This is a genomic window from Pseudomonas sp. A-1, from assembly GCF_004801855.1.
In the GTDB taxonomy this organism is placed as follows: domain Bacteria; phylum Pseudomonadota; class Gammaproteobacteria; order Pseudomonadales; family Pseudomonadaceae; genus Geopseudomonas.
In genome coordinates this window covers 1-26,950 of record NZ_SSTC01000009.1, presented here as the reverse complement: position 1 = coordinate 26,950, position 26,950 = coordinate 1, and the positions used below count along the sequence as shown (strand labels likewise).

Annotated in this window: 25 protein-coding genes and 1 pseudogene; 20 read left to right on the top strand and 6 right to left on the bottom strand. The window is 68.5% G+C overall.

Annotated features, from left to right (window positions below; all coding sequences use genetic code 11):
* The first annotated feature begins 58 nt into the window (after positions 1-58).
* From E5198_RS02985 to E5198_RS02970, 4 genes are all read left to right on the top strand, one after another.
* Positions 59-1,171, top strand: coding sequence for a DUF1214 domain-containing protein (locus tag E5198_RS02985; protein ID WP_136488533.1), 1,113 nt, complete (start codon positions 59-61; stop codon positions 1,169-1,171).
* Complete coding sequence (locus E5198_RS02980) at positions 1,168-2,370, top strand: sulfotransferase (RefSeq protein ID WP_136488532.1); 1,203 nt, start codon at positions 1,168-1,170, stop codon at positions 2,368-2,370. The genes E5198_RS02985 and E5198_RS02980 overlap by 4 nt, the downstream gene beginning before the upstream one ends.
* A gap of 10 nt (positions 2,371-2,380) precedes the next feature.
* Complete coding sequence (locus tag E5198_RS02975) at positions 2,381-3,358, top strand: acetyltransferase (protein ID WP_136488531.1); 978 nt, start codon at positions 2,381-2,383, stop codon at positions 3,356-3,358.
* 268 nt (positions 3,359-3,626) lie between these two features.
* The gene (locus E5198_RS02970; RefSeq protein WP_136488530.1) at positions 3,627-4,763 is read left to right on the top strand and encodes a helix-turn-helix transcriptional regulator; all 1,137 of its coding nucleotides are present in this window, start codon (positions 3,627-3,629) and stop codon (positions 4,761-4,763) included.
* Between the two features lie 8 nt (positions 4,764-4,771).
* Here the strand turns inward: E5198_RS02970 and E5198_RS02965 are convergent, their stop codons facing one another.
* Positions 4,772-6,073, bottom strand: a complete 1,302-nt coding sequence (locus E5198_RS02965) for an MFS transporter (RefSeq protein WP_218569034.1) — start codon at positions 6,071-6,073, stop codon at positions 4,772-4,774.
* 287 nt (positions 6,074-6,360) lie between these two features.
* Here E5198_RS02965 and E5198_RS02960 point away from each other — a divergent pair, with 287 nt between their 5' ends.
* From E5198_RS02960 to E5198_RS02935, 6 genes are all read left to right on the top strand, one after another.
* Entirely contained in the window at positions 6,361-7,647 is a 1,287-nt protein-coding gene (locus tag E5198_RS02960; RefSeq protein WP_218569033.1) for an FAD-binding oxidoreductase, read from the top strand.
* 66 nt (positions 7,648-7,713) lie between these two features.
* Positions 7,714-8,904: a saccharopine dehydrogenase family protein gene (locus E5198_RS02955; RefSeq protein WP_136488528.1), complete on the top strand. Its 1,191-nt coding sequence runs from the start codon at positions 7,714-7,716 to the stop codon at positions 8,902-8,904.
* A gap of 86 nt (positions 8,905-8,990) precedes the next feature.
* Positions 8,991-10,361, top strand: a complete 1,371-nt coding sequence (locus E5198_RS02950; protein ID WP_136488527.1) for a DUF1329 domain-containing protein — start codon at positions 8,991-8,993, stop codon at positions 10,359-10,361.
* Positions 10,362-10,496: 135 nt separating this feature from the next.
* Positions 10,497-12,101, top strand: coding sequence for a DUF1302 domain-containing protein (locus E5198_RS02945; RefSeq protein ID WP_168772462.1), 1,605 nt, complete (start codon positions 10,497-10,499; stop codon positions 12,099-12,101).
* 162 nt (positions 12,102-12,263) lie between these two features.
* Positions 12,264-12,650: a steroid Delta-isomerase gene (locus E5198_RS02940; protein WP_136488525.1), complete on the top strand. Its 387-nt coding sequence runs from the start codon at positions 12,264-12,266 to the stop codon at positions 12,648-12,650.
* The gene (locus E5198_RS02935) at positions 12,650-13,108 is read left to right on the top strand and encodes a nuclear transport factor 2 family protein (RefSeq protein WP_136488524.1); all 459 of its coding nucleotides are present in this window, start codon (positions 12,650-12,652) and stop codon (positions 13,106-13,108) included. Before E5198_RS02940 ends, E5198_RS02935 begins: the two co-directional genes overlap by 1 nt.
* Before the next feature lie 67 nt (positions 13,109-13,175).
* On the opposite strand, the gene E5198_RS02930 is transcribed toward E5198_RS02935, so the two are convergent.
* Positions 13,176-13,949, bottom strand: a complete 774-nt coding sequence (locus E5198_RS02930; RefSeq protein WP_136488523.1) for an SDR family oxidoreductase — start codon at positions 13,947-13,949, stop codon at positions 13,176-13,178.
* A gap of 169 nt (positions 13,950-14,118) precedes the next feature.
* Between E5198_RS02930 and E5198_RS02925 the strand changes: the two genes are divergently transcribed.
* The gene (locus tag E5198_RS02925) at positions 14,119-14,946 is read left to right on the top strand and encodes an alpha/beta fold hydrolase (RefSeq protein WP_136488522.1); all 828 of its coding nucleotides are present in this window, start codon (positions 14,119-14,121) and stop codon (positions 14,944-14,946) included.
* Positions 14,947-15,113: 167 nt separating this feature from the next.
* On the opposite strand, the gene E5198_RS02920 is transcribed toward E5198_RS02925, so the two are convergent.
* Entirely contained in the window at positions 15,114-16,247 is a 1,134-nt protein-coding gene (locus E5198_RS02920) for an LLM class flavin-dependent oxidoreductase (RefSeq protein WP_136488521.1), read from the bottom strand.
* A gap of 269 nt (positions 16,248-16,516) precedes the next feature.
* On the opposite strand from E5198_RS02920, the gene E5198_RS02915 reads away from it, so the two are divergent.
* The 4 genes from E5198_RS02915 to E5198_RS02900 all read left to right on the top strand — a co-directional run bounded on the left by E5198_RS02915 (position 16,517) and on the right by E5198_RS02900 (position 19,529).
* A complete protein-coding gene (locus E5198_RS02915; protein WP_136488520.1) occupies positions 16,517-17,029 on the top strand; it encodes a flavin reductase family protein in 513 nt (170 codons plus the stop codon).
* 81 nt (positions 17,030-17,110) lie between these two features.
* The gene (locus E5198_RS02910) at positions 17,111-17,938 is read left to right on the top strand and encodes an SDR family NAD(P)-dependent oxidoreductase (protein ID WP_136488519.1); all 828 of its coding nucleotides are present in this window, start codon (positions 17,111-17,113) and stop codon (positions 17,936-17,938) included.
* Positions 17,939-17,952: 14 nt separating this feature from the next.
* The gene (locus tag E5198_RS02905) at positions 17,953-18,762 is read left to right on the top strand and encodes an SDR family NAD(P)-dependent oxidoreductase (RefSeq protein WP_136488518.1); all 810 of its coding nucleotides are present in this window, start codon (positions 17,953-17,955) and stop codon (positions 18,760-18,762) included.
* 2 nt (positions 18,763-18,764) lie between these two features.
* Positions 18,765-19,529 (top strand): SDR family NAD(P)-dependent oxidoreductase, encoded by a 765-nt coding sequence (locus tag E5198_RS02900; RefSeq protein WP_136488517.1) that lies wholly within the window; start codon positions 18,765-18,767, stop codon positions 19,527-19,529.
* A gap of 142 nt (positions 19,530-19,671) precedes the next feature.
* On the opposite strand, the gene E5198_RS02895 is transcribed toward E5198_RS02900, so the two are convergent.
* On the bottom strand, positions 19,672-20,595 hold the full coding sequence (locus E5198_RS02895) for an alpha/beta hydrolase (RefSeq protein WP_136488516.1): 924 nt from the start codon (positions 20,593-20,595) through the stop codon (positions 19,672-19,674).
* Positions 20,585-21,418, bottom strand: a complete 834-nt coding sequence (locus E5198_RS02890; protein WP_136488515.1) for an SDR family NAD(P)-dependent oxidoreductase — start codon at positions 21,416-21,418, stop codon at positions 20,585-20,587. Before E5198_RS02890 ends, E5198_RS02895 begins: the two co-directional genes overlap by 11 nt.
* 309 nt (positions 21,419-21,727) lie before the next feature.
* Between E5198_RS02890 and E5198_RS02885 the strand changes: the two genes are divergently transcribed.
* Positions 21,728-22,858, top strand: a complete 1,131-nt coding sequence (locus E5198_RS02885) for a LuxR C-terminal-related transcriptional regulator (protein WP_136488514.1) — start codon at positions 21,728-21,730, stop codon at positions 22,856-22,858.
* A 117-nt stretch (positions 22,859-22,975) separates the two neighbouring features.
* Here E5198_RS02885 and E5198_RS02880 read toward each other — a convergent pair whose 3' ends face one another.
* Positions 22,976-23,716, bottom strand: a complete 741-nt coding sequence (locus tag E5198_RS02880) for a hypothetical protein (RefSeq protein ID WP_136488513.1) — start codon at positions 23,714-23,716, stop codon at positions 22,976-22,978.
* A gap of 288 nt (positions 23,717-24,004) precedes the next feature.
* Here E5198_RS02880 and E5198_RS02875 point away from each other — a divergent pair, with 288 nt between their 5' ends.
* From E5198_RS02875 to E5198_RS02860, 4 genes and pseudogenes are all read left to right on the top strand, one after another.
* Positions 24,005-24,754: an electron transfer flavoprotein subunit beta/FixA family protein gene (locus E5198_RS02875; protein WP_136488512.1), complete on the top strand. Its 750-nt coding sequence runs from the start codon at positions 24,005-24,007 to the stop codon at positions 24,752-24,754.
* Between the two features lies 1 nt (position 24,755).
* Positions 24,756-25,685 carry an electron transfer flavoprotein subunit alpha/FixB family protein gene (locus tag E5198_RS02870; RefSeq protein WP_136488511.1) on the top strand — a complete coding sequence of 310 codons (930 nt, stop codon included), beginning with the start codon at positions 24,756-24,758 and terminating at the stop codon, positions 25,683-25,685.
* Between the two features lie 85 nt (positions 25,686-25,770).
* On the top strand, positions 25,771-26,538 hold the full coding sequence (locus E5198_RS02865) for an enoyl-CoA hydratase/isomerase family protein (protein ID WP_136488510.1): 768 nt from the start codon (positions 25,771-25,773) through the stop codon (positions 26,536-26,538).
* Between the two features lie 111 nt (positions 26,539-26,649).
* Positions 26,650-26,950: pseudogene (locus E5198_RS02860) on the top strand (NAD(P)(+) transhydrogenase (Re/Si-specific) subunit alpha); the annotation flags it as partial.

Here is a 26,950-nt window from a genome sequence, read left to right as displayed (position 1 = left end):
GTGGCCTCCCTAAGGTGACGACAGCGGCGCGCCCTGCGCCGGACCAGAGGAGACCGACATGGCGATAGACGAGATCGAACGGCAGGTGTGCAGCGGACAGGTCTGGAGCGATTTCTGCGACCAGCTCAAGCGGGCCGGCGAGCAGATACTGCGGGCCGAGGCGCCCAGCGACCCGCATAACCGCGCCGAGGGCTACCGCTACCTCACCCGCCTGCTGCGCATTGCCCTGGAAATGCACCTGGAGTTCGCCGACCCGGACTTCCCCGGCTTCTTCTCGCCGTCCCACGAGACGGCCAAGATCGGCGCCGACAACCCGGACAACCTGTACCAGTACGCGCGCCTCAACGGCGAGCGGCAGTACCGGGTCAGCGGCCGGCGCGGCAGCGTGGCCTACCTGAGCTTCGGCACCCAGAAGGGTGGCTACGAGAGCGACGGCACGATGATCCAGACCGGCTTCATCGACGCCAGCCAGCTGCAGCTGGAGGCCGACGGCAGCTTCGAGCTGATCTTGAGCCAGGAGCCGCCGGCCAGCGGCAACTGGCTGCGGCTGGAACCGGCGAGCAACGCGCTGATCGTGCGCCAGACCTTCCTCGACCGCGGCGCCGAGCAGCCCGCCCAGCTGCGCATCGAGCGGCTGGACAGCCAGCAGCAGCCGGAGCCGCTGAGCGCCGAGCGTTTGCAGCAGAGCCTGGGGCGGGCTGCCAGCTTCGTCGAGAACACCGCGCGGCTGTTCGCCGACTGGTCCGAGGGCTACCAGGCGCATCCGAACCAGTTGCCGCCGGCCGACCAGGCGCTGTGCCAGGCCGTGGGCGGCGATCCGAACATCTTCTATTACCACGGCTACTGGAACCTGGCGGAGGACGAGGCGCTGCTGATCGAAGTGGCTCAGGTGCCCGACTGCGACTTCTGGAACCTGCAGATCAACAACTACTGGATGGAGTCGCTGGACTACCGCTACCACCGCATCTGCCTGAACAAGCATTCGGCACAACTCGACGGGCGAGGCGGCGTGCGCCTGGTGCTCAGTCACCGCGATCCCGGCCTGCCGAACTGGCTGGAAACCGCCGGCCATGCCAACGGCACCTACTGCCTGCGCTGGGTCGGCGCCGTGCAGCCGGTCCATCCCACTACCCGCGTTGTCAAGCTCGACCACCTCAAGGAGCTGCAATGAGCCATTCCGTTTCCTTCGCCCCGGACAGCCTGCTGGCCGAGGCCAGCGCCCGCGCCGGCGGGCTGGACGACTTCGGCCCCGGCGATTTCCGCCAGGCCCTGCGCGTGCTGGAGCCGGCGCTGCACAGCCAGGCCCGCCTGTCGTCCCAGGGCGCGGCCCTGCTGCGCGAGAAGCTGGTGTCGCAGCTGGCCAACCGCCTGGTGATCGAGGACTACTGCAAGCGCTACCCGGAGATCCTCGCGCAGCCCGTCGACGACCCGCTGGTGATCGTCGGCCTGCCGCGCACCGGCACCACCCTGCTGCAGCGCCTGCTGGCGGTGGACCCGCAGTTCAGCAAGGCGCAGTGGTGGGAGACCCGCTACCCGGCGCCGCTGCCCGGGGAAAGCCTGGAGCAGCCGGAGCAGCGCATCGGCCGGGCGCGGGGCGAGGTGGCGGCGATGATCGAATTCGTGCCGCAGATCCTCGCCATCCATCCGCTGGACGCCGAGCAGCCGGACGAGGAGTTCATGCTCATGGAGCACTCGTTCCTCTGCGCCATGGACTCCTACGTCAACGTGCCGGACTACACCGCCTGGCTCGACCAGCAGGACCAGAGCCAGGTCTACGTCTACCTGAAGAAGATGCTGCAGTTCCTGCAGTGGCAGCAGGCCCGCCGCGGGATCGTGCCGGGCCGCCGCTGGCTGCTGAAGAGCCCGCAGCACCTGCACACCCTGGAGCTGCTGCTGCAGGTGTTCCCCCGCGCGCAGGTGATTCTCACCCACCGCGACCCGGGCAAGACCATTCCGTCGCTGGCCAGCTTCGTCCATACCCTCTGGCAGATGTACAGCGACCAGGCCGATCCGGCCCAGGTCGGCGAGCAGTGGAACAGCCGCATGGCCCGCGCCCTGCGCCACAGCATGGCGGTCCGCGAACGGATGCCCGCCGCGGCCTTCCTCGACGTGCAGTTCGAGGACACCGTGAACGCCCCCCTGGCGGTGGTGGAGCGCATCTACCGCTTCGCCGGCCTGGAGCTGGCGCCGGCTACCCGTGCGGCGATGGAGGCCTGGCTGGCCGGCAACGCCCGCGACAAGCGCGCGGCCCACCAGTACGACGCGGCGGCCTTCGGCCTGGACGAGGAGCGCCTAGAGCAGGACTACGGCGCCTATCGCGCCCGCTACGGCGCCCAGCTCGACGCCAACGGCGGCGAGCGGATGCGTTGAGGAGGCGAACATGCTGGATCATTGCGCCTTCAATGGCGACGCCGACGGCCTTTGTGCCCTGCAGCAGCTGCGCCTGGCCGGGGAACTGGACCCGGCAGTGCGCCTGGTCAGCGGGGTGAAGCGCGACATCGCCCTGCTGCAGCGGGTGCAGGCCGGGCCGGGCGAGCGGGTCACCGTGCTGGACATCGCCCACGACAGCAACCGCGCGGACGTCGCGCGGCTGCTCGCGGGCGGTGCCCGGGTGCGCTACTTCGACCACCACTTCGCCGGCGAGCTGCCGGAGCACCCGGCGTTCGCGTCGTTCATCGACACCGCCGCGGAGGTCTGCACCAGCCTGCTGGTGGATCGTTTCCTCGACGGCCGCTTCCACCGCTGGGCGGTGGCGGCGGCCTTCGGCGACGGCATGCCGGGACCGGCGCGGGCGCTGGCCCTGCGCCACGGGCTGGGGGAGGGCGACACCGAGTTGCTCGCCGAGCTGGGCCTGCTGCTCAACTACAACGCCTACGGCGAGCGGCTGGACGACCTGCATTTCGACCCGCTGGAACTGGCGGCGGAGCTGTTGCCGTACCAGGATCCGCTCGACTTCGTGCGTGACAGCCCAAGCTTCCAGCGCATGCGCGAGGGCCATGCGGCCGACATGGCCGAGGCCGCCGCACTGCGCCCCTGGCGTGAGGGGCCGGGGGCCCGGATCTACCGCCTGCCTGACGCGCCCTGGGCGCGGCGGGTCAGCGGGGTGCTGGCCAACCAGTTGGCCGCCGCCGATCCGCAACGGGCGCTCGGCCTGCTGTCGGTACGCAGCGACGGCGACTGGCAGTTCAGCCTGCGGGTGCCCGCCGACGCGACGCTGGCGGCGGACGACTTCTGCCGGCGTTACCCCAGCGGCGGCGGCCGCCAGCGTGCCGCCGGCATCAACCGGTTGCCGGACGAGGCGCTGGAGAACTTCGTGGCGGCGTTCCTGGCCGGCTATCCCTCGCCCGCTCGGTGCTGACGGCAAGCTCCTGCGGTGTCCCGGGGCCCGCAGGACTCCCCTGCAAACCAGTCTTCATCCTGCCAGGCCGGCTTAGTCCCAGCGGACGATGGCGCTCCCCCGACGCTGCGATTGAATCCGCAGCCAGGGCCGTCCATCCGGTCGACCGTGCGCCGAGGCCACGTCCTTCCCCTCCCGGCGAGGGCGATGCCCGCCAGGAGGTGATTCCATGCAGGCTGCCGCTGTCCTGAAACGCCCGCCCGCGCCGTCACCGGCAGGCGGCGCCGTGTTGCCCGAACTGATTGGGCTGGTCTACGAAGGACTGAACGAGGCCCGGCCCTGGGCCGCCCTGGCCGAGCGCCTGCGCCAGGTGCTGGCGGCCATCAACGTCACGGTCACCCTGCTGCACGCCGAGGATCGGCCGACCGATATCCAGGTGATGGCGGTCGAGGCGGGCGACGACACCGACTGGCTGCTGGCGGAGCGGCTCTACCGCGAGCGCTTCGCGCACATCGAGCTGGTCAACCCGAAGTCGCTTGATCCAGGCGGTGTGGTCGTCTTCGGCCCCGAGGACGTGGAGGCCGAGTGCGCCGCGCACATGGAATTCATCAATCTCGCCAGCTGCCTGCGGACCTGCTTTGCCGAGCCCGGCGGCATGCGCTGCTGGATCGACGTGATCCGCGGGCGGTCCGATCCGCAGCGGCCGTTTGCAGCCGGCGACCTGGAGCTGATCCGGGCGCTGTTGCCCCACCTGACCCGCGCCCTCGGCCTCTACGCCCGGCTCAAGCGCCAGGAGGCGGAAAAGTCGATCTACGAAGGCTGCCTGGATCATCTGGTCCTCGGCTGCCTGCTGCTCGATGGCGATGCTCAACTGCTCTGCGTGAACCGGGCCGCCCGGGCCATCATCGACAAGCACCAGGGCATCGAGCTCAGCCACGGCCGCCTGCAGTTGCAGGACCGCGCGGTCCAGCGGGCGCTGGAGAAGGCGGTCGCCAATGCCATCGCGGCCAGGGCACAGAACGACGGCGGCCCCTACCGTGGTGAGCTGGTGCGCGTGCCGGCCCTGGATGGCGTGCTGCTGGGCATGCTGGTGACGCCGGCGCCGTTGCTCGCCTACTTCCAGGGCCGGCATGTGCCGAGCGTGATCATCTACCTTTCGGAGCTGACCGAGAACCTGGCCATGCAGCAGGTCTCGGGCGGTTCCGCAGCGGAACTGATCGCCCAACTGCTGGATCTGACCCGTCAGGAAGCCCGACTGGCCGCGCTGCTGGCCTGCGGCCAGACCATCAGCGAAGCCGCCGGGCAGATGGGCATCGCGGTGACCGCCGCGCGCAACTACTCGAAGAACATCTACGCCAAGCTGGGCATCAAGGGGCAGACCGACCTGGTGCGGATCCTGTTCAAGAGCTTCGCCCTGCTGCGTTGACCGGCGCACTAGGCGACTCGGTGCCGTTGCTGCAGAGCAATCGGCACGCTGGCCGCGGCCGCCAGGGCCGCGCAGAGCAGCAGGGCAGGGGCGTAGCTGCCGGTGGCGTCGACCAGGTAGCCGACGGCTGCCGGGCCGAACGCCGCGCCGAGCCCGCCGAGCAGGTTGCCGATGCCGAGCAGGCTGCCGAAGTTGCGTTGGCCCACGGCGTCCACCAGCAGCAGCGGGGCGAGCTGGTTGACCAGGTTGAAGGTGGTGCCCCAGCTCAGGGTGAACACCGCGAGCGCCGCCAGGCCCCAGGCCGGGTGCTGGGCGAGCAGCAGGCAGAGGAGGCCGGCGACGCCGATGGCGTTGCCGCACAGCAGGATGGTCCTGGCGCTCAAGCGCTGGCTCAGCGCGCCGAACAGGAAATTGCCCGCCAGCGAGGCGGCACCCACCCCGGCGTACCAGCCGGAGGCGGCCTGCGCCGAGTAGCCGGCCGCTACCAGGCAGGAAACCAGCGAGATGTAGATGCCCACGCCGCTCATGGTCAGCAGCAGCTGCATGGCGATCCACAGCCAGTAGCGCGGCATGCGCAGCACCTGGCCGATGGCGTGGCCGGGAAGCGCCGCCGTCGCGTGGGAGCTGGCCGCCGCCGGCGCTCCGGGCAGGCGCGCCAGCCACAGCAGCAGGGGCACGCAGACCAGCAGGATCAGGCCGGCGACGAGCTGCATGACGCTGCGCCAGCCGAGTTCGCCGATCAGCCGGGTGAGCAGGTTGGGAAAGATCACCCCGCCGATGGCCGCCCCGGCGAGCAGGATGCCGAAGGCCAGGCCCTGCCGGGCGGGGGCCATCCAGCGCGAGGCCAGGGTCATGGCCGGCACGTAGGTCGAGGCGCCGACGCCGATGCCGGCCAGTGCCAGGGCGAGGGTGAGGCGGTCGATGTCGGGGCTGCCGGCGGCGAGCAGGTAGCCCAGCGCGGCGAGCACGCTGCCGGCGGTCATCACCGGGCGCGGTGCGAGGCGGTCGAGCAGCCAGCCGGCCAGCGGCATGCTCAGGGTCATGCTGAGCATGAAAGCGGTGGCCATGCGCGCGGCCTGTTCGTGGCTGCAGTGCAGGTCCGCGGTGATCGGCAGGGTGAACAGGCCAAGGGCGCTGATGGTGGTGCCGAAGATCACGCACAGCACCACCGCCAGGCCAACGACCACGCGCCAGCCCTGACGCTGGTCGGGCAGGGCCGCCGCCGCTGCCTGGGGCGCGAGGCGCTCCTCGGCAGCCTCCGCTAGCGCTGCGCCGTCCAGCGCCACTGCCGTCTGTTGCATACGCGCCATGCTCGATCTCTCAGGTGATGGGTCGGGAAGTCCGGCCCGGAGTCTACCCAGCGGCCGATTTCCCTCGGCAGTACCAGCTGGTACTGGAGCGCCGCTTCCCCTCCTCAATAGGATCGAAACCGCTGCGACAGGCAGTGGCGGTGCGATCCCGTCGCGCCCCGAGCAGTCCGCAGCGTGTGCTGCGCAGTGAATTCGAGGAGGCGGCAGTGAGTTGGCGAGGGTTTCGGCATGCAGTGGCGGGACAGGTTCCCGTCTTTCCGGTAGCGGATGCCTATGAAGCAGGGGTAGTGCCCATTCGCTTCAGCGGCTGGCCGCTGCCAGGGGAAATCCCGGCCTACCCGGCCCTGGATCGGGACATCGAGGCGGATGTGGTGGTGGTCGGCGCCGGGCTGGCCGGCGCTTCGCTGGCCCTGCGTCTGGCCGAATGCGGTGTTCGCGTGGTGGTGCTGGAGGCCGACCAGCCGGGCAGTGGCGCCTCCGGGCGCAACGCCGGGCATGTGCAGCCCTATCTGGGCTCGTTCGAGCCGCTACATGCCCATGCCGACGGCGGAAAGCGCTTCACCGACTACTTCATCGAGCACCGCAACGTGGTCTTCGAGCTGTGCCGCAAGCATGGCCTGCAAGCCGATGCGGCCCAGTCCGGCATGGTCGATGCAGCCAGCCGCCGGCACGCTGCGCTCGACGCCAAGGTGAAGAAGTGGAAGGCCCTGGGCTACGACCTGGATGTGGTCGGCGCGGTGCGCCTCAAGGAGCTGCTCGGCACCGACGCCTACAGCTACGGCATCCACTGGCGCGAAGGCGGACGGATCAACCCGTTCCTGTTCACCAACGGCATGATCGCCGCCGCCGCCCGCTTGGGCGCCAGGGTGTACGGCAACTCCAGCGTGGTGGGCTGCGAGCGCAGCGGCTCGTCCTGGCGCGTGCGCACCGCCGTCGGCAGCGTGCGCACCCAGCAGGTGGTGCTGTGCACCAACGGCCACGTCGGCAATGCCTTCTTCCCGGAGCTGGCGCGCACCCAGTTCCCGCTGGTGGCCTGCGGCCTGGCGACCCGGCCGCTGCCCCAGGCGGCGCTGGAGATCATCAACCCGGCGCGGGTCGCCCTCATGCAGTATCCGGCCGGCCTGTATCCCTTGGTCATCGACGGGCGCAACCGCCTGATCACGGCGACCATTCCGGCCGCCGGCCGCGCGCAACGGGCGGTGGATCATTTCGCCTACTTCCTGCGCTACCTGCGGCGCACCTACCCGCAGCTGGGCGATACGCCCATCGAGCTGGAGTCCTACTGGACCGGCATGACCGCCAATTCGTCCTCGGTCTACGACGCCTGCTACCCGAAGTTGTACCAGGTCGCCGACGGTGTGCTGGCGCTGAACAACTTCGGCTCCTGGGGCAACGTCCTCGGCCCGATGCTGGGCGTCAACCTGGCCGAGTCGCTGGTCGCCGGCCGCCTGGCCAACTGCCTGCTGCCGCTGGAAACCCCCAGGGCCGTGCAGTTCCCCGGCCTGTTCGAAACCAAGATCCGCCGCGTGCTGATCCCGGCGGCGCGCTGGGCCGACAAGTTCAACCTCGTCTGAGCGGGCCGTGCCCGCGCAGCGAATGCCTTGCAGAAGAACGACAACCAGAAAAAGAAGGAAACAAGCATGAAAGTCTTGCTATTGGGATGCGGCAACGTGGGCGCCAACGTGGCGCGGCAGCTGGTCCCGCGCCACCCCGAGCTGGAGTGCGTGGTCGGCGACCTCGATCTCGCCGTTGCCGAGAAGCTCGCCGCCGAGCTGGGCCCGCGGGTGCGCGGCGTGCGTGCCGATGTGCTCGACCCCGCCTGTCTGGACGAGCTGCTCGACGGCGTCGATCTGGTGTTCAACGCCGTGGGCCCGTTCTACCGCAGCGCCGTGCCGGTCATCGAGGCCGCGCTGCGCGCGCGGGTCGACTACATCGACATCAACGACGATCACGATGTGGCCGAGCAGCTGTTCCTCGATCCGTCCTGGCAGCAGCGCGCGCTGCAGGCGGGGATCCGCCTGATCATCGGTTGCGGCTCGACCCCGGGGCTGACCAACGTGATGGCCCGCCTGCTCGCCGACCGCCTCGACAAGGTGCGCGAGATCCACCTGGCCACCGCCGTGCCCTTCCTGCCGGGCCTGCTGTCGCCCGCGGTGGTCGACCACATGATGCATATCACCGCCGGCGAGGTGGTGCAGTTCGTCGACGGCGAGTACCGCAAGATGCCGGGCTGGGGCGGTCGCCTCGAAGTGCCGTATTCCGCGCCGTTCAAGGCTTATCCGTCGTTCTTCATCGGCCATGGCGAAACCGTCACCCTGCCGCACTTCGTCAAGGGCCTGGAGCAGGTGACCAACCGCATCGGTTTCTTCCCCGAAGCCGGCTCGGAAATCTGGCGCAAGCTGATCGACCTGGGGCTGGGCAGCCCCGAGGTGATCGAAGGACTGGGCATCTCGCCGCTGAAGTTCCTCACTCACCACCTGACCAGTGAGGCCGGCGGCAAGAGCATGACCGTCGACCTCTCCGACGAGCCCTGGGCAGTGGTCTTCCGCGTGGAGGTGATCGGCGAGCGCGATGGCGCCGAGGTCTGCTCGGTGCTGGAGCAGCACCTCGATCTGCCGGTCGAGGAGACCGCGGACAGCACCTCCGACCCGACCCCGACCTGCGCGCGCCTGGCCATCGAGGCCTGGCTGGCCGGCAAGGTGTTCGGCGAGGGCCTGCTGGCCCCGGAGGTCTGCCTGGATGCCGAGGCCTACGTGCACGCCTACGCCTGCGAGACCGGTGCCACCTTCATCACCACCGAAACCAAGGTCAAGCGCCACGAGCACGTCTGAGCGGCTGCGTGCCGCCGGAAACGATGACGAACGGACCGCTCCCCGTCGGGAGCGGCCTGGTGCACAACAAGAACAAGAGGAATGCCATGAATATCCCGTTTCGTAGCAGCCTGCCGCTGGCAGCACTGCTGATGCTGGTCGCCCAGGGTAGCTGGGCCAAGATCGACGGGGCCGAGGCGCAGAAACTCGGCAACGAACTCACCTGCTTCGGCGCCGAGAAGGCGGCCAACGCCGACGGTTCCATCCCGGCCTTCTCTGGCAAATGGCTGGGCACCCCGCCCGGCATCCAGTTCGCCGGCGTAGGGGCGCGCCACCCCGATCCCTACGCCGACGAGAAGCCCCTCTACACCATCACCGCGCAGAACATGGCGCAGTACGAGCAGCGCCTGTCCGATGGGCAGAAGGCGCTGCTGCGCAAGTATCCGCAGACCTTCGCCATCCCCGTCTACCCCAGCCACCGCGACTTCCGCCTCGACGACGTGCGCTGCGACATCACTCGCGAGAACGCCCTCGTTGCCGAGCTGGAGGACGGCAACATGGGCGTGAAGGCCCTCAAGGGCGGCACGCCGTTCCCGATCCCGCAGAACGGCGACGAACTGCTGCGCAACATGCTGCTGCCGGCCTACGTCCTCGAGGAGGATGCGGTGTACGACCAGGCGGTGGTCTATCCGGACGGCAAGGCGGCCTGGGGGCAGATGCGCTACGAGATCCTCGACAAGACCGGCGGTCCGGAGGATCTCGGCCAGCCGACCACGGGGGTGTTCGCCTACTCGCGGGCAACCGTGCTCAAGCCCGAGCGCCAGAAGGGCGAGGCGTCGATGACCTATACCTACTTCAACGAGCTGACCAACCCGCAGACCAGCTGGCAGTACAACCCCGGCGCCCGCCGCGTGCGCCAGTCCCCCGGCTTCGGCTTCGACATGCCGCTGGGCGTGGGCGGCTTCCGCACCATCGACGACGACCGCCTGTTCAACGGCTCCCCGGAGCGCTACGACTGGAAGCTGGTCGGCAAGCGCGAGCTGTACATCCCCTACAACGGCTACCGGCTGGAAGGCACGGACGTGAAGTATGCCGACCTGCTCAAGGCCGGCAGCATCGACCCGCGCTTCATGCGCTACGAGCCGCACCGCGTCTGGGTGCTGGAAGCCACCCTCAAGGAAGGCTATCGCCACCGCTACGCCAAGCGCGTGCTGTACATCGAGGAGGACAGCTGGCAGGCGGTGATGGCCGACAACTACGACGCGCGCGGCCAGCTGTGGCGCACCAACTTCATGAACACCTTCTACGCCTACGACGCCCGGGTGTTCCACGCCGGGGTCACGGTCTACCACGACCTGATGTCCGGGGCCTACCTCGCCGACCGCCTGACCAACGAGGGCGCGGCGCCGCGGCTCAACGGCGACCGGCTGAAGCCCTTCATGTACACCACCGACATGCTGCGCCAGGCGGGCCGCTGAGCGGATTCGGCGAATCGGGATTTCCCCAACTTCCCACACGGGCTCGGCGACGATGGCATGCCGTCGTCGCTGCGACCTGCTGCGCCCTGATCGAGCAAAAGAAGCTCCGCGCGGCAGGCAATCAGGAGACAGATGATGAAGCATTTTGCAGATAGGGCGATGGTGAATGGCCGGCTGGGACCATGGCTGCTCGGCGCCTGGCTGCTGCCCCTCGGCGCGCCGGTAGCGGCCGGCTCTTTCGAGCTGGGCGACGAAGTCAGCGCCGACTACGTGGTCAACCTTTCCTATGCCGCGGCCTGGCGGCAGCACGATCCGGCCCGGGCCCTGGTGGACGGGCCGATCGACCCGGAGAGCGGCCTGCCGACCACGGTCAACTCCGACGACGGCAACCGCAACTTCAAGGGCGGGGCGATGATCAACAACCGGGTGGCGCTGCTCGGCGAACTCGACCTGAAGTACCGCAACTACGGCGGCTTCGTGCGCGCCAGCACCTTCTACGACGACGTGTACTTCCACGCCAACGACAACGATTCCCCGGAGACCGTCAACAAGAGCGGCGCGCACGACCACTTCAGCTCGCAGGCCAAGAACCGCGCCGGCAGCCGCAGCCGCCTCCTCGACGCCTATCTGTACGGCAGCCTGCAGACCGGCGAGCAGTCGATGCTCAACCTGCGCGCCGGTCGCCAGGTGGTGCAGTGGGGGGAGAGCCTGTTCTTCCCCAACATCGCCGGCGCCCAGTCGCCAGCGGATGCCACCAAGGCCAACGTGCCGGCCACCGAGGTGAAGGACATCCTGCTGCCGGTCGGTCAGCTGTTCGCCCAGTGGCAGCTCAACCCGGACTTCGGCCTGGCGGCCTACTACCAGTACGAGTACAAGCGCACCGAACTGGACCCGGTTGGCAGCTACTTCTCCTACGCCGACATGATCGGCCCGGGCGCCCAGTTCATCTACGCAGCGCCAGGCTTCACGATTCCCAAGGGCGCGGACGACGAGCCGCGCGACAGCGGCCAGTGGGGGGTGAGCGCCCGCTTCGACCTCGGTGCCGAGAGCGAGGCGAGCCTCTACTACCTGCGTTACCACGACAAGAACCCCAACGTGGCGCTGAACTTCGACGGCGGCTTCCCGACCTCGTACAGCGTGGTGTACTTCGACGACATCAAGCTGAGCGGGGCGAGCTTCTCGACCCGCCTGGGCGACGTCAACCTGGCCGGCGAGATCAGCTACAAGGAGGGCGTCCCGGTGCTGGTCGATTCGCTGATCGGCCCGTCCGCCACCCGCGCCGACGCCACCCAGGGCCAGCTCTCGGCGATCTACCTCACCGGCCCGATGCCGCTGTCGGACCAGACCACCTTCATCGCCGAGCTCGCCTACCTGCACGTCAACGACGTCGATGCCTTCGAGTTCGCCGGCACCCGCTCCGATGAACTCACCTACGACCGCAACGCCTGGGCCTACCAGCTGCTGATGACCCCGTCGTGGAACAACGTCATCGACGGCTGGGACCTGAACATGCCGATCTCCTTCGCCCATCAGGCCAGCGGCACCGCCGCGGTGGCGGGTGCCTTCGGCAGCCTGGTCGGCGAGGGCGACAAGCGCGTGAGCGTCGGCCTCAACGGCAAGTACCTCAACAACCTCGAACTGGGGATCGCCTACAACGGTTTCCTGGGCAGCGCCGATCTGGACAAGCGCCCGCTGGCCGACCGCGACTACTACGCGTTCAGCGCCAAGTACAGCTTCTGAGGTTCGCGGCGGGGCAGGCACCTGCCTGCCCCGCCGCCCTGCATCCTTCGGGATCGTCCATGCGGACGATTCCGCGCGGTGCCCCAGTCGCCAGACTCGGCCCCACAGGGCTCCCGCGGAGCCGCGTGTGTACGCCCGATAAGCGGCTCGAGGAACGACGACATGCTTACCCCCAAACAGATCCAGGCCCAGATGGCCCTCTACGTTCAGCTGGTGGACGCCGGCGATATCGACGGCATCCTGGCGCTCTACGCACCCGATGCCACGGTCGAGGACCCGGTGGGCACGCCGGTGCATCAGGGCATCGACGCCATCGCCCGCTTCTACCGCGAGGGCCTGGGGCAAAGCCGGGCCCGCGCCAGTCTCGAAGGCGCCGTCCGCGCCACCCACAACGGCTACGGCGCCGTGCCCTTTCGCGTCGAACTCGACTGGGACGGGCGGCGCTGCTCGATCGAGGTGATCGACGTGATGGAGTTCGACACCGAAGGCTGCATCCGCTCCATGCGCGCCTACTGGGGCGAGCCCAACCTGACCATGAGGGACCTGTGATGAACCTGGAAGCCCGCATCGCCCGCCTGGAGGCGCTGGAGGCGATCCAGCGCCTCAAGCACCGCTATCTCAATGCCTGCGACCTCAAACAGGTCGAGTCGATCCGCGACTGCTTCGCCGAGGGGGAGATCCTCATCGACTACGGCCCCATCGGCACCTTCCGTGACCGCGACAGTTTCGTCGCGGTCTACCGGGAGCTGGCCTGCCAGCCGCGGGTGATCGATCTGCACCACGGCGCCAACCCGGAGATCTACCTGCTGGGAGAGGATGGGGACGAGGCGGTGGGGCGCTGGGCGTTGTGCTACTGCAACCTCGACGGCGAGACCGGCGCCACCCGCAAGCTGGGCGGCTTCTACCAGGACCGCTACCGGCGCATCGACGGCCAGTGGCGCATCGTCGAAACCGCGTTCCGCGGTCACTTCGAGACCAGCGGGGCCAGTCTGGCGCACACGTCCTGAAGGCCGGGCCGGTTACGCCAAACGCAAAACGGGGATCGTCACGATCCCCGTTTTGCGTTGTGCCGGTTCAGTCGACGTTGGCCGCGGCCAGGAAGGCCGGGCTTTCCCCACCACCGTGCACGCAGACATCCACGCCGCTGACGTAGCTGGCCAGCGGCGAGGCGAGGTACAGGCAGGCGTTGGCGATGTCCTGCGGGCTGGCCATGCGCTGCAGCGGGATGCTGGCGGCGACCCGCGCGACGCCCTCGGCATCGCCGTAGTGCAGCTCGGCCTGTTCGGTGAGGGTCAGGCCGGCGGTCACCGCATTCACCCGTACTCGCGGCGCCCACTCCACCGCCAGCGAGCGGGTCAGGTTGAGCAGGCCGGCCTTGGCCGCGCCGTAGGCGGCGGTGCCGGGCGAGGGGCGGATGGCGCTGACGCTGCAGATGTTGATGATCGCGCCGCCATCGGCCTGCTCCTGCATCACCCGGTTGGCCAGCTGGCAGAGATTGAGCGGCGCCAGCAGGTTGAGGCGGATGATGGATTCGGAAAAGCGCGGCGAGGCGGTCGCCGCGTTGGCATGGGGGGCGCCGCCGGCGTTGTTGACCAGCACGTCGAGGCGGCCGTGACGCTCGACCACCGCCGCCACCAGGCGCTCGGCCTGCTCGACGTCGCGCACGTCGCAGGGCACGAAGTGCGCCTGGCGGTCGCCATGGGACGGCAGGCTGTCCGGGGCGTTGCGCCCGCAGATCACCACCTCGGCGCCGCGCTCGAGAAAGCCCAGGCTGATGCCGCGGCCCACCCCCTTGCCGCCGCCGGTGACCAGGACCACCTTGCCGCTGAAATCGATCGGATCGTGCATGCATCACCTCGTTAACCAGTCGCTGATGCCGCCAAGGCTAGCGGGGCAGGGTGCCGGCGCCTTCGTCCGAAAGGACTTGGCGCCGCGGGTTAGTCTGCTCGGACGATTCCGGCGCGGATACCCCTTCGGACAATGCCTTTCCGACAACAACAAGCCGAGGAGGGCCGCCATGGGCGCGCTACCGCAAGGGCGATTCGTCACGCTGAACGATGGGCTGCAGCTGCATTATCTTGAGGCCGGCTCGGGCGAGCCGGTGGTGTTCATCCACGGCAGCGGGCCGGGCGCCAGCGGCCACAGCAACTTCAAGCAGAACTACCCGCAGTTCGCCGCCGCCGGCTACCGGGTGATCGTGCCCGACCTGCCGGGCTACGGCGCCTCGGACAAGCCGGAAACCACCTACGACCTGGACTTCTTCGTCAATGCCCTGAGCGGCCTGCTCGATGCGCTGGACATCCCGCGCTGCGTGCTGGTCGGCAACTCGCTGGGCGGCGCCATCGCCCTCAAGCTGGCTCTGGACCAGCCGCAGCGGGTCAGCAAGCTGATCCTCATGGCCCCCGGCGGGCTGATGGAGAAGGAGCAGTACTACCTGCAGATGGAAGGCATCCAGAAGATGGGCGCCGCCTTCGCCAATGGCGAGCTGAACGACGCCGCCGGCATGCGCCGCCTGCTCGGTCTGCAGCTGTACGATGCCAGCACGATCAGCGACGAGACGGTCGAGGAACGGGTCGCCGTGGTCCTCCAGCAGCCGCGCTGCGTGCTGTCCACCATGCAGGTGCCGAACCTGGCGCCGCGCCTGGGCGAGCTGCAGTGCCCGATCCTCGGTTTCTGGGGCGTGAACGACAAGTTCTGCCCGGCCTCCGGGGCGCAGACCCTGATGGACGCCTGCCGCAACATCCGCTTCGTGCTGCTCAGCGAGTGCGGCCATTGGGTGATGGTGGAGCACCGCGAGCTGTTCAACCGCACCTGCCTGGACTTCTTGGCCGAAGGCCGTAAATAAGTAAAGCCTGCAGCGCCAGTGGATCGCTCCGCTGGCGCTGCAGGTTGATTCCGGCCTGTAGGGGCGAATTCATTCGCCTGAAAGTCGCGCAAAGGCGAATGAATTCGCCCCTGCACGCGGACTCCGCTGCCCGGATCGGGCAACGGACTTCCGGGTTCACCGAGTGATCAGCCCTGCGCCTGCTTGTTGCGGAAGTAGGGGATCACCTTCTCGCCGATGTTCTTCAGCGTTTCCAGCTGCGCCCACTGCGGCACGGTGCCCATCTGGCAGATGAACAGGATCTCGTCGGCGCCGGCGTCGATCAGGCGCTGCACGTAGCCGATGCAGTCCTCGACGGTGCCGTAGGCGTGGTTGGGGTTCATCATCGCCAGGGCCGGGTCGGAGAAGTCCACGGTCACTTCCTCGGAGGCGAAGCGCGACTTGATCACTGCCTGGCCGTTGCCGTCGACGAAGGTGTCGTCCTTCCACTGCTCCGGGTCCGGGCGCTCGCCGCCGGCGTACCAGTAGGCCAGCGACTCCATGAAGTAGCGCTGGCCGCGGATGCCGATGGCGCGCGCTTTCTCGTTGTCGTCGAGGACGATGGCCGGGCACAGCGCGGCGATGTGGCGGTTCGGGCGGAAGCCGACCTGGTTCTTCTCGTTACGGTTGTCCCAGGCTTCGTGGTAGACGGCGACCTTCTTGGCGATCTCGTCCGGGCCGCCGAAGCCCAGCACCAGCGCACCCATGCCGCGGCCGCCGGCGTTCTTCAGCGACTCGGTGTTGGTGCAGGCCAGGTACATCGGCGGGTGCGGGTCCTGGTAGGGCTTGGGATGGATCGGCCGCTTGGGGATCTTGATGAAGTCGCCGTGATGCTCGATCTCGTCCTGCACGAACATCTTCGGGATCAGGTACATCGCCTCGTCGATCTGCGGGTGCAGGGTGGCCAGATCGTAGCCGAAGGTACCGGCCTCCTGCTGGGTGCCGCCCTTGCCGACGCCGAAGTGCACGCGGCCCTTGGACAGCAGGTCGAGGGTGGCGATGCGCTCGGCCACCTTGACCGGATGGTTCATCGCCGGCGGCAGGCACACCACGCCGTGGCCGATGCCGATGCGCTCGGTCTTGCCGGCGACGAAGGCCAGCATGGTTTCCGGCGCGGACATGTGCGAGTAGTTGGTCAGGGCGGTGTGCTCGACGCACCAGAAGGTGTCGAAGCCGAGCTTGTCGGCCAGTACGGCCTGCTCGACGGTCTCGTCGAACACGCGGCGGTCGCCCTCGCGGGTGGCGTCGAGGGTCTGTGCTTCGTAGATCAGGGAGAATTTCATGCGCTACCCCTTGTTGTTATCGGGTTGGTCGGCCCGGTGATACCGGATCTCGGGCGCATGGTCGGAAATGAAGGAAGGGGCAGATACATCCGATCAGACTAGCCAATTCGGCCCGCCGTCCGGGCCGGGATTGGCCCGTCCGCACGGGGCCCAGAGCGGGCGGGAAGCGGCTGGCGGAGCACCAATTCTTGCTAGTCCCATGGGACGATGCCGGTGGTTTGACCCAGGTCAAGAATCGGCCCGACACAACCCACGAGGAGGGCCGAACCATGAGCCAGACCGACCTGAAATCCCAGATGCTCCAGGCCATGCGTCGCCTGGCCAAGTCGGTGACCATCATCACCACCAGCAACGGCAGCGAGCGCTTCGCCATGGCCGCCACGGCGGTCGACTCGCTGTCCACCGAGCCGCCGTCGCTGCTGATCTGCGTCAACCAGAGCGCCTCGCTGCACGCCGTGCTGGAGGAGGGCGCCGACTTCTGCGTCAACATCCTCGGCCACCAGCAGGAATACCTGTCGCACCTGTGCAGCGGCCCGATCAAGGGAGAGGGGCGCTTCCAGCAGGGCGACTGGCAGACCAGCGCCGCGGGCATCCCCTGGCTGGCCGACGCCCAGGCGGCGATCCTCTGCAAGCAGGACGGCAAGTTCCGCTACGGCACGCATACGGTGTTCATCGGCCGCATCGAGCAGATCCATCACCACGGCGAGATCAGCCCGCTGGTCTATGTGGACGGCACCTACACCACCACGGCGGCGACCCTGCCGCTGGCCGCGGCCAGCTGAGCTACGCCCGTCCAATCCCGGAGCGGGGTCCGTCTGCGCAGCACGCCGTGCGGGACGCCCCGCCCGATCCGAGGAATTCCCATGAGACTTGCTGACAAGGTCGCGCTGGTCACCGGCGCCGGCTCGGGGATCGGCCGCGCCACCGCCGAGCTGTTCGCCGCCGAGGGCGCCCGCGTGGTGCTGGCGGACATCGACGAGGCGGCGGCGCGCCGGGTGCTGGAGAGTCTTCCGGCCGGCAGCGACGGCCTGGCCTGGGGCTGCGACATCGCCGACGGCGCCGCGGTGGAGCGGCTGTTCGCCGCGGTCGAGCAGCGCTACGGCCGCCTCGACGTGCTGGTCAACAATGCAGGACTGGGCCAGGTGCCTGGCGACGGTTTCGAGCACTACCAGCAGCGCATGGCACTGCGCAACGCACAGCTGGCGGCCAGCAAAACGCCCGACGTGTTCACCGACATGATCGTCGACCTGACCGACGCCGGCTGGCAGCGCCTGCTCGCCATCAACGTCAACGGCGCCTTCTACTGCAGCCGCGCGGCGGTGCGCCTGATGATCGCCAGCGGCCGCAAGGGCTCGATCGTCAACGTCGCCAGCCTGTCGGCGCTGAGCGGCGAGGGGCCGCTGGCCTACTGCACCGCCAAGACCGCCATGCTCGGCATGACCAAGTGCCTGGCCCGCGACCTCGGCCCGCGCGGCATCCGGGTCAACGCGGTGTGCCCGGGGCCGACCCGCACGCCGATCATGCAGTCGATCTCCGCGGAGTGGGTGCAGGCGCTGGAACGCGCCATCCCGCTGGGGCACATGCTCGAGCCCGAGGAGATCGCCCAGACCTGCCTGTTCCTGGCCAGCGACGAATCCAGCGCCTTCACCGGCCAGACCCTGGCCGCCAGTGGCGGCATGTTGATGCTTTGACAAGGAGAACAACAATGACTGCAAGCATGCAAGACAGGGTGGCGCTGATCAGCGGCGCCGGCACCGGCATCGGCGCGGCCGCCGCGCAACTGTTCGCCGCCCAGGGCGCGAAGGTGATGGTCTGCGGCCGCCGCCAGGCACCGCTGGAGGCCGTGGTGGAGAAGATCCGCGCGGCCGGCGGCGAGGCCGACTGGGTGCAGGCCGACGTCACCGACGAGCAGGCCATCGACCGCGCGGTGGCGCGCACCGTCGAGCGTTTCGGCCAGCTCGACGTGATGGTCAACAACGCCGTCAACTACACCTGGGGCCCGCTGGCCCAGCTGAGCACCGAGGACTGGCAGCGCAGCCTGCGCGGCAGCCTGGACGTGGCCTTCTTCGGCACCCGCGCGGCGTTCCGCGCCATGGCTGGCCGCGGCGGTTCCATCGTCAACCTCGGCTCGGTGGTCGGCCTGCTCGGCAGCCCCGGCCTGTCCGCCTACGGCGCGGCCAAGGCCGGCGTGCTCAACTTCAGCCGCGCGGCGGCCCTGGAGGGCGCCGCCGAGAACATCCGCGTCAACGTGGTGATCCCCGGCGTGGTATGGAGCGAGGGCACCAGCGAGGCGCTGCGCAGCGAGCAGATGATCGCCGGCACCGCCCGCTCCGTGCCGCTGCGGCGCATCGGCGAGCCGGTCGAGGTGGCCAATGCCATCCTCTTCCTGGCCTCGGACGCTTCTTCCTACATCACCGGGCAGAGCCTGGTGGTCGACGGCGGCAAGACCTGCGAACTTAACGTGGGCGCCACCGATTACACCTCGCAGACATCCAGCGAACTCAGAGGAGAATAACAATGCACAATCTGTTGAACTCGCCGGCCAGCCCGGTACTGGTCACCGGCGGAGCTTCCGGCATCGGCGAAGCCTGCGCCGAGGCCTTGGCCGCGGTGGGCCGCCCGGTCGCCATCTGGGACCTGCAGGAGGAGAAGGCGCAGGCCGTGGCCGCGCGCCTGGCCGAGCAGTACGCGGTGGCGTGCCTGGGCGTCGGCATCGACCTGTGCGACGCCGACGCCATCGCCCCGGCGCTGGCGCGCACCCGCGCCGAGCTGGGTGCGCCGGGCGGCCTGGTGCACGCCGCCGGGGTGGTCGACCAGAGCGGCCTGGAAGGGCTCACCGCGGCGCGCTGGGACGCGGTGCTGAACGTCAACCTGCGCGCCATGGCCCTGCTGGTGCAGGCCATGCTGCCGGACCTGCGCGCCAATCCCGGTTCCTCCGTGGTCGGCATCGCCTCGATCAACGCGACCCTGGGCAACGGCCTGATCCCGTCCTACAGCGCCTCCAAGGGCGGCATGCTGTCGATGGTGCGCTCGATGGCCGACGCCCTCGGCGCCGACGGCATCCGCGTCAACTCGGTGTCGCCGGGGCAGATCCTCACGCCGATGGTCGCGCCGATCGCCGAGGCCCATCCGGGCATGTTCGAGCGACGCATCCTGCTCGGCCGCCTCGGCCAGCCCGAGGAGCTGGGCCGGGTGGTGCGCTTCCTGCTCTCGGACGAGGCCAGCTACATCAACGCTGCGGAGATCGTGGTGGACGGCGGCAACATCTCGTCGCAGCGCTGAACCGGCTGAAGCACAACGCCCGCCCTGAAGATCAGGGCGGGCGTTGTGCTTTGTGGCTCTGGCGGATCGGGCTGTGCGTCTGTAGGGGCGAATTCATTCGCCTTGCGGGGCATTTTGGCGAATGAATTCGCCCCTACAGGTACTACGCCAGCGCGTTGCGCAGGTCGGCCGCGGCCAGCTCGAGCGCCGCGGCGGCACCCTCGACCAGCGGGGCGAAGCTGATGAAGCCGTGGATCATGCCGGACGCCCGCTGCAGACGCACCGCCACCCCGGCGTCGCGCAGACGCTCGGCGAAGGCCTCGCCCTCGTCGCGCAGCGGGTCGAACTCGGCGCTGAGCAGGGTAGTCGGCGGCAATTGCGCCAGGTCGTCGGCGAGCAGCGGCGAGGCCAGCGGCTCCTCGGCCTGCTCGGCCCGTTCCAGGTACTGGGCGCGGAACCACTCCATCATCGCCCGGCTGAGGAAGTAGCCGTCGGTGAAGGCGTCGTAGGACGCGCTGGCGCAGCGCAGGTCGGTGACCGGGTAGAACAGGCACTGGTAGGCGACGCGCGGGCCGCCCTGCTGCGCGGCCTGGCGGCAGGCGGCGATGGCCAGGTTGGCGCCGGCACTGTCGCCGGCCACGGCCAGGCGGCGGGTATCGAGCTGCAGCTCGGTACCGCGTCCGGCCAGGTCGCGCAGGGCGTGGAAGGCGTCCAGCGCGGCAGCCGGATAGCGCGCCTCGGGCGCGCGGCGGTAGTCCACCGACACCACCGCCGCGCCGCTGAGCAGGGCCAGGCGGCGGCACAGCTCGTCGTGGCTGTCGAGGTCGCAGAGCACGAAGCCGCCGCCGTGGAAGAACACCAGCAGCGGCAGCCCGGACTGCGCCTGCGGCCGGTACAGGCGAGCCGCCAGCGGGCCGGTGGCGCCGGCGACGCTCAGCTCGCGCACCTCGGCCAGCGGCGTCGGCGCGCACAGCGGCGGCATGACGCTGGCCTGGCGCAGGGTCTCGGCATCCAGGTGGGCGAAGTCGGGGGCCGGCTGGGCGGCCATCTGCGCAAGCAGGGCGGCGATCTGCGGATCAAGCGACATGGGCGTCTCCTAGCGGGTCGAAGGGATCGAACTGCGGGTTGCGTTCCTCCAGCACCGACTGCAGCCGGGCGCGCAGCGCCGGCTTGAAACCCTTGTGCGGCAGGATCCAGAAGCGTTTCTCGGCGATGGCGGCGAACACCAGTTCGGCCAGTTCGGCCGGGCTCATGCCCTGGCGGATCTGTCCGTCGAGCAGGCGGTTCAGGTCGCTGGCAGCGCCCTGGCCCTGATCGGAGGTCATGATCTCGCTGGCCACCGGCCCCGGGCACAGCACCGAGACGCCGACTGGCGCATTCAGCGCGGCCAGCTCGTAGTGCAGGCTCTCGGAGAGGGCCACCACCGCCTGCTTGCTGACGTTGTAGGCGGCCATGAACGGGCTGTTGAGCAGCCCGGCCAGGGAGGCGGTGTTGACCACGTGGGCCGGGCGGCCCTGGGCCAGCAGCAGCGGCAGGAAGGCGCGGACGCCATTGATCACGCCGCCCAGGTTGACCGCCAGGGCGCGCTGCCACTGCGCGTCACTGAGTTCCCAGCAGCTGCCGGTCTGCATCACCCCGGCGTTGTTGAACAGCAGGTCGACCGCGCCGAAGCGTTGCACGGCGGCGTCGCGCAGGCGCTCCAGCTGCGCCGCATCGGCCACGTCGGTGACCTGGGTGAGCACCTGCACGCCCTGCTCGCGCAGCTGCGCCGCGAGGCGCTCGAGCGCCTCGCCGTCGCGGTCGGCGAGGACCAGATGCAGTCTCTCGATGATGGCCCGTTCGGCCAGGCCGCGGCCGATGCCGCTGGCCGCGCCGGTGATCACCGCGACGCGGTGCTGGGGTTGGTGCATGGCTGTGCGCTCCTCGCTGGTCTGCCAGATCCCGCCGTTATTTCAGGCGGCCGGGGGCGTCGCTACGTCCGAGCGGACTAAGGCAAAAGCGTGGGACGAGGAGAGAATGGCGGCGCGGGTGTCTTGCTCCAGCCGGGGCAGGGCCATCGCTCGAACGTGTCGTGGCGGGCTCATGCACGTCCCGCCACGGTACCGCCCGGAATGCGTCAGGAGGGCGGGCGACGGACTGCCCGGCCGTTTCATTGCGCCAGCTCAGAAGGCCGTAATATGCTGCAGAACGTCCAGAACAATTACAAAGTGCCACCCATCATGACTGCTTCGCTCACTCTGGAACGCCTCGGCGACATGCTCGGGCATCTCTATCAGGGCCCACTGGAATCCGTGCCCTGGAACACCTTCCTGGACGAACTCAAGGACCTGCTGGCCTCCAAGTACGCCACCTTCATCCTGCGCCCGCCGAGCCAGCACGTGGACGGCCTGAGCATCTCCACCGCGGGAGCCTCGGAGGAGGTCACCAGTTCCTACCACCAGCACTTCTATCGCCTCGACCCCTTCGTCGACCTGCCGAACCGCCAGGTGGTCTCGCTCACCGAGTTCGTCGCCCTCAACGACTGGCTGAACTCGGACTTCTACAAGAGCTTCATGGAGCCGACCGACGTGTTCCATGTGCTCGGTGCCGACATCAACACCGCGGACGGCGCCCAGTGCCGCATCCGCATCAGTCGCGGGCGCAACGATCCGCCGTTCAACCAGGCCGACAAGGACCTGTTGACCCTGTTCCTGCCGCATCTGGAGCGGGCGATGATCCTGCATATGCGCCTGAACCGCATCGAGAGCGAGCGCGACCTGTACGCCGGCGCGGTGGACCAGATGGCCGTCGGCACCATCCTGCTCGATTCGGACGGCAAGGTGCTGCAGATGAACCGGGTCGCCGAGCAGCTGGTGCAGGAGAAGGACGGCGTGAAACTGGTCAGCGACGGGCTGCAGGTCGGCACGCCACGTGACAGCCAGAAGTTCCGCCAGCTGATCAAGCAGGCGCTGCTGTCGCAGAAGAGCGGCAATCCCTCGGTGGTCGAGGCCATGCGCGTGCAGCGTCCCTCCGGTCGCGCCGACTTCGGCATCGTGGTGCGCTCGGTGCCGCCAGGCGAGTGGAGCGGGTCGAAGCAATGCCCCGCTGTGGCCATCTTCATCGGCGACCCGGAGCAGGAGTCGCGGCCGCCGCAGGAGATCGTCCGCGCGCTGTTCGACCTGACCCCCTCGGAAGCGCAGATCTCCCTGCTGCTGGCCAACGGCCTGACCCTGGACGAGGCCTCCGACGAGCTGGGCATCAGCCGCAACACCGCCCGCGCGCACCTGCGCTCGACCTTCTCCAAGACCGGCGTGACCCGCCAGACCATGCTGGTGCGCCTGATCCTGCGCAGCGTCGCCACCCTCGGTTGACTTCGTACTGGCCGAGAACGACGACAGGAGCGCAAGCATGATCCAGGCCGGCACAGGGAGTGCGGCCTGGATATCGCTCGGTTGCTCTGCCGCTGCGCCATTCGGAACTGTCGGTGACTACTGCGAAGCGTTTCTGGCCAGCATGTCGAGCATCTCCACCCCCTTGCCCAGATACAGGCTGGCACTTCGGGAGACGCCGCCCTTGTCGTCAGCCTTCAGGCGCTGACGGACGAAACTGTAGTTTCTCCACACTTCATTCAGTTCGGCCTTTATCTCGGGGGAGAGTTTCAGCAGGTTCTCATAGGTCGAACCGATGCGCCGATCGATTGTATTGATGCTGTGCTCATCCAGTTCTACCGAGCGAATACCGAGATTGTCGAAACCCTTGCCCTGATGAATCAACAGCAGGCGACTCATATCAAGACTCATCTGGTGCAGGCTGGCAATTACAGGATCTTTCTCCTCCGCCTCGCGATAGGCAGCGCCGGCAGCTTCGTCGAGGTCGTTCTGGGTGTGCATCACGGGATTCAGCGACGATGTATAGAGCACGCGAGCATTTTCCGGCTGCTGCTCGAGTTCGCCGATGCTGGTCTTCAGCCCCTGCAGGGCCGTGGCCAGCGCCGGTTTGTCTGCGAGCGCAGTCACCAGCGGGTCGAGCCCGCGCAGATTCCGCCGATAGGCCTCGCGCGCCGCCGGGTCGAAGGCGGCCGCCGGATCCTGGTTGTTGTAATAGACGAGCAGGTTCGCGCACAGCATGAACCCATGGGTGCGTATCTCGTGCACTTGCTGGAGCGTGGCGGGGGCGGCTCTTGCTATCGATGAAAAGAGCAGCACGGTCAGGAGAATGGCTCTTTGCATGTTTCATCCTTTGTGATTGTTCGGCAATCGTTCAGGTAGACGACGCCAAGACCGATTTGCACTGATATTGCTGCCCGGTCGTCATCTGCACTATGAGTATTCAATCGCGCGAACGACATTAGAGATCCAGACTCGCGATCTGCCCATAGTCTTGATGGACGATGCCGAGTGACACTCCAGGGAATATGTGCTGCACCATCATGCATGCACTAGTTCAAGTGAACGATGCACGCCGATGTTCCTGCGCCATAGGCTCCATGCAACTGCTCGAAATACGTTGGAGGTTGCATGAAAATCCTGGTCCCCGTGAAACGCGTGGTCGATTACAACGTCAAGGTCCGGGTCAAGGCGGACAACAGCGGCGTCGATCTGGCCAACGTGAAGATGGCGCTCAATCCCTTCTGCGAGATCGCCGTGGAGGAAGCGGTGCGCCTCAAGGAAAAGGGCATCGCCAGCGAGGTGGTGGTGGTCTCCGTCGGTCCGAACACCGCCCAGGAGCAGCTGCGCACCGCCCTGGCCCTCGGCGCCGACCGCGCCGTGCTGGTCGAGAGCGACGCCGAACTGGGCTCGCTGGCCGTCGCCAAGCTGCTCAAGGCGCTGGTCGACAAGGAACAGCCGCAGCTGGTCATCCTCGGCAAGCAGGCCATCGACAGCGACAACAACCAGACCGGGCAGATGCTCGCCGCCCTGACCGGCTTCGCCCAGGGCACCTTCGCCTCGAAGGTCGAGATCGCCGAGGGCAAGGCCACGGTGACCCGCGAGATCGACGGCGGCCTGCAGACCGTCGCCCTCAAGCTGCCGGCCATCGTCACCACCGACCTGCGCCTCAACGAGCCGCGCTATGCCTCCTTGCCCAACATCATGAAGGCCAAGAAGAAGCCGCTGGAAACCGTCACTCCGGAGGCGCTGGGCGTGTCCACCGCCTCGACCGTGAAGACCCTCAAGGTCGAGGCGCCGGCCGCGCGCAGCGCCGGCATCAAGGTCAAGTCGGTGGCCGAACTGGTCGAGAAACTGCAGAACGAAGCGAAGGTGATCTGAGATGGCAATCCTGGTAATCGCTGAACACAACAACAGTGCCCTGGCTGCCGCCACCCTGAATACCGTGGCCGCCGCCCTGCAGATCGGTGGCGATGTCCATGTGCTGGTCGCAGGCGCCGGTTGCGGCGCGGTGGCCGAGGCCGCCGCCAAGGTCGCGGGCGTCGCCAAGGTGCTGCTCGCCGACGATGCCGCCTACGCCCACCAGCTGCCGGAGAACCTGGCGCCGCTGATCGTCGAGCTGGCTCGCGGTTACAGCCACGTGCTGGCCCCGGCCACCACCAACGGCAAGAACTACCTGCCGCGCGTCGCCGCGTTGCTCGACGTCGAGCAGATCTCCGAGATCATCAAGGTCGTCAGTGCCGACACCTTCCAGCGGCCGATCTACGCCGGCAACGCCATCGCCACCGTGCAGTCTTCGGCTGCCGTCAAGGTGATCAGCGTGCGCGCCACCGGCTTCGACCCGGTGGCGGGCGAGGGCGGCAGTGCCGCCATCGAGTCCGTCGGCACGGTCAGCGATGCCGGTCTTTCCGCCTTCGTCGGCGAGGAAATCGCCAAGTCCGAGCGCCCCGAACTGACCGGCTCGAAGATCGTCGTCTCCGGCGGTCGCGGCATGCAGAACGGCGACAACTTCCAGCTGCTGTATGGCGTGGCCGACAAGCTCGGCGCCGCGGTGGGCGCCTCACGCGCGGCGGTGGACGCCGGCTTCGTGCCCAACGACATGCAGGTCGGCCAGACCGGCAAGATAGTCGCGCCGCAGCTGTACGTGGCCGTCGGCATCAGCGGTGCGATCCAGCATCTGGCCGGCATGAAGGACTCCAAGGTCATCGTGGCGATCAACAAGGACGAGGAGGCGCCGATCTTCCAGGTGGCCGACTACGGCCTGGTCGCCGACCTGTTCGAGGCCGTGCCCGAGCTGGAGCGCGCGCTTTAACACACCTGGCCCTCTGTAGGGGCGAGCTAATTCGCCCTTACAGACCGGGCATGCGATTGCCCTGCACCCATTCCGGGGGACTGCCATGACCGATTCACCTCTGCTCGTCGAGCGCAGCGGGGCCGTCGCCCATCTGCGCTTCAACCGTCCGGACGTGCTCAATGCCCTGAGTGTCGATCTGGCCCATGCCCTGCTGGAGGCCTGCCATTCGCTGACCGCCGACAGCGCCGTGCGCGTCGTCGTGCTCAGCGGCAACGGCCGCGCCTTCATGGCCGGCGGCGACCTGGCCGCGATGCGCGCCGCGCCGGTAGAGGCTGCCGACGCGCTGATCCGCCCGCTGCACCAGGCCGTGCAGCTGCTCGCCGAGATGCCCCAGCCGGTGCTGGCCAGCGTGCACGGCGCCGCCGCCGGCGCCGGCATGAGTCTGGTGCTGGGCGCCGACCTGGCCATCGCCGCCGAGGGCACGCGCTTCAGCTTCGCCTACACCGACATTGCCACCAACTGCGACGGCGGCGCTTCCTGGGCGCTGTCGCGCCTGCTCGGCCTGCGCCAGGCGCTGGAAATCGCCCTGCTGGCCGAGCCGTTCGATGCCGCCGAGGCGCTGCGCCTGGGGCTGCTCAACCGCGTGGTGGCGGCCGAGAAGCTGGCCGAAGCGACCCACGAGATGGCCGAGCGTCTGGCCGGACGGGCGCCGCACGCGCTGGCCAATCTCAAGCGTCTGCTGCGCCAGTCCCTGCAACAGCCACTGGCCGAGCAGCTCGCCGCCGAACACCGGGGCTTCCTCGACTGCGCCGCGCGGCCCGAGTTCGTCGAGGCCATCGACGCCTTCTACGCCCGACGCAAGCGCGGCTGAGCGGCACATCAATCCGTTGTAGGGGCGAATTCATTCGCCCGGATACCCCGGCAGGCGAATGAATTCGCTCCTACGGGCCGGGGTCAAGACCCAGAAATCAAGGAGAGCGGAATGCACATCGGTATTCCCCGCGAAACCCACCCCGGCGAGACCCGTGTGGCCGCCACGCCGGAAACGGTCAAGAAACTCGTCAGCCAGGGCCACCAGGTGCTCGTCCAGGCCGGTGCCGGCGTCGCCGCCAGCATCCCGGACGACGCCTATGTCGCCGCCGGCGCGCGCATCGGCACGGCCGCCGAAGCCCTCGGCGCCGGCCTGGTGCTCAAGGTCGCCGCGCTCGACGCCGACGAGCTGCAGCTGATGCAGCCCGGCGCCGTGCTGGTCGGCATGCTCAACCCGTTCGACAACGCCAACC

Excerpts from the sequence above, each read along its gene's own strand:
- E5198_RS02885 (WP_136488514.1), top strand. The coding sequence starts at position 21,728 with ATGACTGCTTCGCTCACTCTGGAACGCCTCGGCGACATGCTCGGGCAT.
- E5198_RS02915 (WP_136488520.1), top strand. The coding sequence starts at position 16,517 with ATGAGCCAGACCGACCTGAAATCCCAGATGCTCCAGGCCATGCGTCGC.
- E5198_RS02985 (WP_136488533.1), top strand. The coding sequence starts at position 59 with ATGGCGATAGACGAGATCGAACGGCAGGTGTGCAGCGGACAGGTCTGG.
- E5198_RS02945 (WP_168772462.1), top strand. The coding sequence starts at position 10,497 with ATGAAGCATTTTGCAGATAGGGCGATGGTGAATGGCCGGCTGGGACCA.
- E5198_RS02880 (WP_136488513.1), bottom strand. The coding sequence starts at position 23,716 with ATGCAAAGAGCCATTCTCCTGACCGTGCTGCTCTTTTCATCGATAGCA.
- E5198_RS02930 (WP_136488523.1), bottom strand. The coding sequence starts at position 13,949 with ATGCACGATCCGATCGATTTCAGCGGCAAGGTGGTCCTGGTCACCGGC.
- E5198_RS02865 (WP_136488510.1), top strand. The coding sequence starts at position 25,771 with ATGACCGATTCACCTCTGCTCGTCGAGCGCAGCGGGGCCGTCGCCCAT.
- E5198_RS02940 (WP_136488525.1), top strand. The coding sequence starts at position 12,264 with ATGCTTACCCCCAAACAGATCCAGGCCCAGATGGCCCTCTACGTTCAG.
- E5198_RS02890 (WP_136488515.1), bottom strand. The coding sequence starts at position 21,418 with ATGCACCAACCCCAGCACCGCGTCGCGGTGATCACCGGCGCGGCCAGC.
- E5198_RS02920 (WP_136488521.1), bottom strand. The coding sequence starts at position 16,247 with ATGAAATTCTCCCTGATCTACGAAGCACAGACCCTCGACGCCACCCGC.
- E5198_RS02965 (WP_218569034.1), bottom strand. The coding sequence starts at position 6,073 with ATGGCGCGTATGCAACAGACGGCAGTGGCGCTGGACGGCGCAGCGCTA.
- E5198_RS02895 (WP_136488516.1), bottom strand. The coding sequence starts at position 20,595 with ATGTCGCTTGATCCGCAGATCGCCGCCCTGCTTGCGCAGATGGCCGCC.
- E5198_RS02910 (WP_136488519.1), top strand. The coding sequence starts at position 17,111 with ATGAGACTTGCTGACAAGGTCGCGCTGGTCACCGGCGCCGGCTCGGGG.
- E5198_RS02905 (WP_136488518.1), top strand. The coding sequence starts at position 17,953 with ATGACTGCAAGCATGCAAGACAGGGTGGCGCTGATCAGCGGCGCCGGC.
- E5198_RS02950 (WP_136488527.1), top strand. The coding sequence starts at position 8,991 with ATGAATATCCCGTTTCGTAGCAGCCTGCCGCTGGCAGCACTGCTGATG.
- E5198_RS02980 (WP_136488532.1), top strand. The coding sequence starts at position 1,168 with ATGAGCCATTCCGTTTCCTTCGCCCCGGACAGCCTGCTGGCCGAGGCC.
- E5198_RS02955 (WP_136488528.1), top strand. The coding sequence starts at position 7,714 with ATGAAAGTCTTGCTATTGGGATGCGGCAACGTGGGCGCCAACGTGGCG.
- E5198_RS02935 (WP_136488524.1), top strand. The coding sequence starts at position 12,650 with ATGAACCTGGAAGCCCGCATCGCCCGCCTGGAGGCGCTGGAGGCGATC.
- E5198_RS02975 (WP_136488531.1), top strand. The coding sequence starts at position 2,381 with ATGCTGGATCATTGCGCCTTCAATGGCGACGCCGACGGCCTTTGTGCC.
- E5198_RS02925 (WP_136488522.1), top strand. The coding sequence starts at position 14,119 with ATGGGCGCGCTACCGCAAGGGCGATTCGTCACGCTGAACGATGGGCTG.
- E5198_RS02900 (WP_136488517.1), top strand. The coding sequence starts at position 18,765 with ATGCACAATCTGTTGAACTCGCCGGCCAGCCCGGTACTGGTCACCGGC.
- E5198_RS02875 (WP_136488512.1), top strand. The coding sequence starts at position 24,005 with ATGAAAATCCTGGTCCCCGTGAAACGCGTGGTCGATTACAACGTCAAG.
- E5198_RS02870 (WP_136488511.1), top strand. The coding sequence starts at position 24,756 with ATGGCAATCCTGGTAATCGCTGAACACAACAACAGTGCCCTGGCTGCC.